At 55.8% G+C, this 5,175-nt stretch carries 7 protein-coding genes, 1 tRNA gene and 1 pseudogene; 2 read left to right on the forward strand and 7 right to left on the reverse strand.

Annotated elements, in window-relative coordinates; genetic code table 11:
* The 6 genes from AC0AP0_RS08695 to AC0AP0_RS08720 form a co-directional block, all read right to left on the reverse strand.
* Positions 1–396 (reverse strand): tetratricopeptide repeat protein (locus AC0AP0_RS08695; RefSeq protein ID WP_490430186.1); only part of this gene is annotated, 396 nt, incomplete at its 3' end.
* 188 nt (positions 397–584) lie between these two features.
* Complete coding sequence (locus AC0AP0_RS08700; RefSeq protein ID WP_490430183.1) at positions 585–1,148, reverse strand: hypothetical protein; 564 nt, start codon at positions 1,146–1,148, stop codon at positions 585–587.
* On the reverse strand, positions 1,141–2,343 hold the full coding sequence (locus AC0AP0_RS08705; protein WP_489931521.1) for an AAA family ATPase: 1,203 nt from the start codon (positions 2,341–2,343) through the stop codon (positions 1,141–1,143). The genes AC0AP0_RS08700 and AC0AP0_RS08705 overlap by 8 nt, the downstream gene beginning before the upstream one ends.
* 205 nt (positions 2,344–2,548) lie before the next feature.
* A complete protein-coding gene (locus tag AC0AP0_RS08710; protein ID WP_490430184.1) occupies positions 2,549–3,115 on the reverse strand; it encodes a hypothetical protein in 567 nt (188 codons plus the stop codon).
* Positions 3,116–3,252: 137 nt separating this feature from the next.
* Complete coding sequence (locus AC0AP0_RS08715; RefSeq protein ID WP_490430185.1) at positions 3,253–3,513, reverse strand: hypothetical protein; 261 nt, start codon at positions 3,511–3,513, stop codon at positions 3,253–3,255.
* Complete coding sequence (locus AC0AP0_RS08720; protein WP_181415149.1) at positions 3,510–3,683, reverse strand: hypothetical protein; 174 nt, start codon at positions 3,681–3,683, stop codon at positions 3,510–3,512. Before AC0AP0_RS08720 ends, AC0AP0_RS08715 begins: the two co-directional genes overlap by 4 nt.
* Before the next feature lie 651 nt (positions 3,684–4,334).
* On the opposite strand from AC0AP0_RS08720, the gene AC0AP0_RS08725 reads away from it, so the two are divergent.
* Positions 4,335–4,718 (forward strand): protein kinase family protein, encoded by a 384-nt coding sequence (locus AC0AP0_RS08725; RefSeq protein WP_110425695.1) that lies wholly within the window; start codon positions 4,335–4,337, stop codon positions 4,716–4,718.
* A gap of 114 nt (positions 4,719–4,832) precedes the next feature.
* Positions 4,833–5,063: pseudogene (locus tag AC0AP0_RS08730) on the forward strand (tyrosine-type recombinase/integrase); the annotation flags it as partial.
* Positions 5,064–5,101: 38 nt separating this feature from the next.
* Here the strand turns inward: AC0AP0_RS08730 and AC0AP0_RS08735 are convergent.
* Positions 5,102–5,175: transfer RNA gene (locus AC0AP0_RS08735), tRNA-Pro, on the reverse strand.

The raw sequence follows: 5,175 nt of genomic DNA on the forward strand, positions 1-5,175 counted from the left end.
CCGGCGGTCCTTGGGTCCAAGCGTTTTGGCTGCAGAGGCAAGCGCCTGCCGGTAGAGGTCTTCGGCCTGGTCGTACTGCTTGGCTGCCCGTAGACCTGTGGCCGCATTGATCAGGGTGGTCGTCCAGGCATCGGACCCCTCGATGCGCATTCGGGAGGCAAGCTCGATGGCCCGCTGGATCATCCACATGTTCTCTTGATGGCGACCTTGTGACCGGTAGAAGCCCATGGTTTCGTTAAGCACGGTCAGCAGTCCGGCATCGTCGCCTGCATTCTCCGCATCCACCAGCGCCTGTTGCAGGTAGGGTTCAGCTTCGTCGCGAGCCTTGCCGGCGCTGAAGATGGCATCCAGGCCGTCCAGGAAGGCTTGGGTATCGAAGCCGCCGTCCGGTTGCATATAGGACTGTTGAGGCTCTTTCTGCTTGCTGCCTGTGATCGGTATCTGGTCCTGGCTCATGTGGCTCCCTTGCTGTCAGGGTATCTGAAGGTGCGGGTTCCTCATGGAGCCCTAGCGCCCTGGTCGCTTCTATCTATCAGTCTAGGCTGATGGTCTTTGACGGACTTTAGTCGGCTATGTCGCCTAGGTCACACCTGCTCGGTGCAGCTGCCTGAATAATCAACGAGTATCTCGGCCAAACATCGCTCATGGTTTTGGAAGTGATGGTTTCTTCGGTACTGCTCATCCGCATCGTTCCAATATTGGCGTAGGAAAGCATACTGCTTGATTTTGTGCAACCCCAGTTTCTCCTTGCAGAATTCGCTGGGTTTCATGTTATTAACATGCGTCCAGTCCCTATAAGCCCCCTCTTTGATGATGGCCAGGATCTCGATCTCCGGACGGGTAGTCAGTGTAAATACACGGGCTTTAGACTGGTACAGAGGCGACAAGTGAAAGCGCTCATTTGGCGAGTCAATAATACGGACGATATTCACGCACGAAGAACCATAAGTAACGGAAAGGAACCGTTCCTCGATATCCCTATCCTTCCGGCAGCGGGTATAAAGCCGACCAGTCTGCGGATCCTCAATAAGCGAATCTTTAGGAATGATCAGTTTTCCTTCTGCCAGCAGGAGTTCAAAGATGACGCTTTCGGCAGATCCCTCGCAGATAACCAAGGTAGATTGGTTATATATTGCTTGACTATCCATGAACCGTATCCTTGACGTAGCTCCGCAGGGCGCTAATGGAAGCGGCTGAGGGTGCCGTTCCTTGCAAGGCACCTGACATAAACTGAACGCTCTTCTTCAGTTCACCGCGTGTGACAAGTTTGTTGTATCTGACCAGTTGGAATCCCGCGTTCTCATGTCTGACAGCGAACCAGATGTTGTCCTTTCTGGTGAAATGATCCAGCAATTCAGGGTAGTGCGTAGAAAAAACGAGTACTGCCCCATGCGGGTTAGTGGCGGGAGAGGAGAACAAATCGATGATGGCGAATACCAACTGCTTGTTTATGCTGTTTTCGATTTCGTCGAATAGCAGGTAACCTCCTTGTGCAAGTGTTTCGATAGCATGCTGCGCCAGGGATGTTCCGCGAAATGTTCCCGCCGATATCATGGCCATAGCTTGTGAGGGATCACAATTACGTTCAAGCTTTTCGTTGCGGAACTTGATATGGAATTGGTGATCGCTTACCTCTAAGTGTTCGATGGTCGGATCGAATAGGCGCACCACTTGGGATGGAGGAGTGACGGGAATGGACATTTGCAGCGGATTTTGCAGACAGATGGTGACCATGGTCTCCTTGGCCCGCAAAATCCCGCTCATCAGAGAGCGATCGGGGGGTAAGAATCTCTTGACGTCCTCAGCCAGCTCCTTTTCGTCGCCGGACTTGTTCATTCCCCGAGTCGCTACAGTCACCCAGGATTCTTCATCGCCATCAATGGTTCTTCTCAAACGAATCTTGCTCAGTCTTCTGCCCGCATACTGGCACAGCCGTTCCTTTTCAAAAACCAAGGGAGAGTCGGCGGTGGCCTCGTTCTGACCTGCGCGCCGAAGTGTGGCATTGAGTAGCCAAGCATCGCCGTCTTCTTCGAAGATAATGCGTGCTGTAATCGTAGGCTCAAGAATGTCCATCAGCGAATCGATGGTGGAGCGTTGAGTACCTAATGAGGCGCCCCTGGCAATGTTGATGATTAGAGAAAGTAGGCGTAGATCAGTGGTTTTGCCGGAGGCATTGATGCCGGAGATGCCAATGGCTGTAACGATGCCAAGCGGTGAGGTGGTGCCCTGAAGGCGATGGGTGAAGCTGCCATCGGTAATCCTATCCTCGGCGAACAGGATCATGCGTAGTGCGCCCTTGTCGTATAAACGAAGTCCTTTGAGGTCAAAGGCTAAGATCCGCATTATGCTCCTTTGAACAGAATATCTGTTTATATGCCACACCTGAATGTTGGTGATTGGTTGTTATGTGCCGAGGAACCTCAATATTAATGCAGTAGGCAATTCCAGAATCGTCGGGGCTGTGAACCTTGAACTTATAAAACGCGAGAAAAACGAGAATCGCTTTTGCTTTTTTAAGAAGAGAAAGAGAATAGCGAGGTTAATATTCTTACATACATCCGTCTTCAAAAGCTTCGTAACGGCCGGCGGGCGCAACCGCCGCGGAATATTCGGGGGCCGCGGGCGGCTCCTTCTCTTTGTCGGGCTCCTGGGAGGTGACCTCCTGCACGGGCTCGTTTGGTGTGACGGCCAGGGTCGGCTCCGCTTCAGCTCGCTTCTTGGCAGCTGCGCCGGCGGTCTTCCTGCTACCATTGATGACCCCATTCAGGCGTGCGGCGGCCTTGCCGCCGAAAACGGCCAGCCCGACGAAGAACTCGATGCGGATGCGGTAGGCGGGCTTGTCCTGCAGCCGGCCCAGATCCTGCACGTTGACGCCCTCGTTGGTCAAGCCGGTGACCGCCTGGTCGCCTTCCGAGGAGCCGTATCGTACCGCGTAGATGCTGGAGGTGGCTGTCGCTGTGCCTTGAGTCTCAAATTGTGCGAGGATCCGCGTGTTATCCGGGTCGATGCCGGCTTCCCGGACCGGGCTGGCCTCCGCCGGAACCGGCTTCCCCTGCGGGGAGTCGGCCAGACGCATGTGGAGCCTGTCGAAACGGTGGATGAAATGCATGGGCATAGTTGCTCCTTGGTAATCGGACGCACGATTAGCGACGCGGCGTGCAGGGTCCGCGGAAAACTCGATGGCCCGTCAGGGCATGGAAAAGGCCACCCCGGTAAGGGATGGCCTGGAAAGCAATTACAAGTGTGCCCGGGCTAGGCCGTCGCGCCCTTCAGGATGTCCGCGTACTCCTGACGGTCGTCCTCGTTGAGGCAGGAGAACGCCTGCACGAGCACGTCGCGGGGGACGTCCACCTGGTACGAGAGGATGGACGCCACGGCGTAGGACAAGGCGAAATACGGCTCCCCGGCCTCGAAACCGCCGTCAAGCGCGATGAGCTCCCACTCGTCCATGACCGGCGCTAGGTAGGGTCTCAGCCGGCGGAAGGCCTGTGCTGCTTCCTGATCAGTCGTCATGCCATCTCCTTTTCCTCGCCCACCGTCGGGAACGCAGTGTTGATCATGTATCGTCCGCGGGTGTTCCGTTTCTTCTGCAGCCACACGCGGATGATCTCCTCACCGACCATCCTATACCTGTCCTCCCGGTTCCCGTCCTTCATGCTCCTGACAAGGTCGGGTGCCGCCACGGTCTCCAGGACCTCATGCCTGACGCGCTTCTCGCTCCACGAGGAGGGGAACGCGGTCTTGCTGGGGACGGAGGTCCCCGCGACCCGTGGTTGCCCAGGATATGCTCCCAGACCTGCCGGTACGGCTGGATGACCTCGTCGGGCCACGGCTTGGACAGCGTGCGGCGCCCGTTGTGGAAGGAGCCGCCGAGGGTGGAAGCCCCTGCCGACCAGTATGACGCAGAAAGGGCACGGGCTGCTCCTGTTTCAGAGGCTCTGGCCGCCCAGCAATGACGATCTGCCCTTATCACGTCGTCAAGATCCGCGCGCACGTCAAAAAAGATTTGGGCAAGACCAGCCTTTTCATCGCTTCTCCTTCCCTGCGAGCAACGATGATGCCGGAGACTCCCCGTCGCAGTCATTGAGTGCTTCGCATGGATCGACACCGACTTCTTTTGACTGCTGTATGAGCTTGCTGAGCATCATGTCGCCGGCTTCAAACCGGGCGTTCAATGTGGGCCTGGCTATGTGCAGCGCTGATGTCAGTTCGGTTTTGGATTGCTTGTATGTCAGTGCCGTTTTGCGAAGCACGTCTATGGCCCGAGCAGCAAGTCTGTAAGAGCATTCTTTTACTATGTCAAACTCGCGTTGCGATTTATAAAAAGCTGTTACATGTCTAATTTGATTGCCACGGCAAAGTACGCGAGCGTTTGGATGTTGGCTGATATTACGGTTATGGGACTTATTTCCGAAAAGCGAGATGAGTCACCGTTTCAAATATCAGACCGCGCGCTCGCCCGTGCCATTGACGTAAGTGCGCCAAGAGTCAGCGACCTTTTCAATTGCAGGCATGGGTCGCCTTCTTTGCGTGAGTTTATAGCGCTGTGCCAATTCTTCAATCTCAATCCAGCCTCAAGGCTAGAGCAAGTATTGCAGCTAAGCCGGCAAAACGAAGAACAAAAGAGCAGAGCAGCGAAGCTGGATCGGGTTGCGGATCATCCGGAAGATTTCGATATAGCCGCTCTACATGACCCCAATGCGGCGATGGAAAGGTAGACCCCACGAGATTGAGATTCAGAGGGAGCTTCCATGGATACATGAAGTCGGTGTCGCCGAAGGACGGTGGCAAGTGGTTTGCCCGTGCGTGCGATGCGGCCGGGTTGAAAACGGATGACCATCCATGACCTACGACACACGGTGGCCAGCCTGATGGTCAAGAGCGGGGCGAACGTGAAGGCCATCCAGCGGCGGCTGGGGCACACGTCGGCCGCGATGACCTTGGATGCGTATGCGGATCTGTTCGACGATGACCTGGATTCGGTGGGGGGGGGGGTCGATGAACGAGTTGCTACTGCAAAGTGCGCTCAAAATCGGTTTCGCCGGCTGCGTGATGTGCTCTAAACGTTGCAATCCCGGCCCACTCGGACCAGGATAATTTGTCGGGGTAGGGGGATTTGAACCCCCGGCCTCTTCGTCCCGAACGAAGCGCGCTACCAAGCTGCGCTATACCCCG

It is taken from the genome of Bifidobacterium sp. POST2/T3 (B1) (assembly GCF_058197115.1).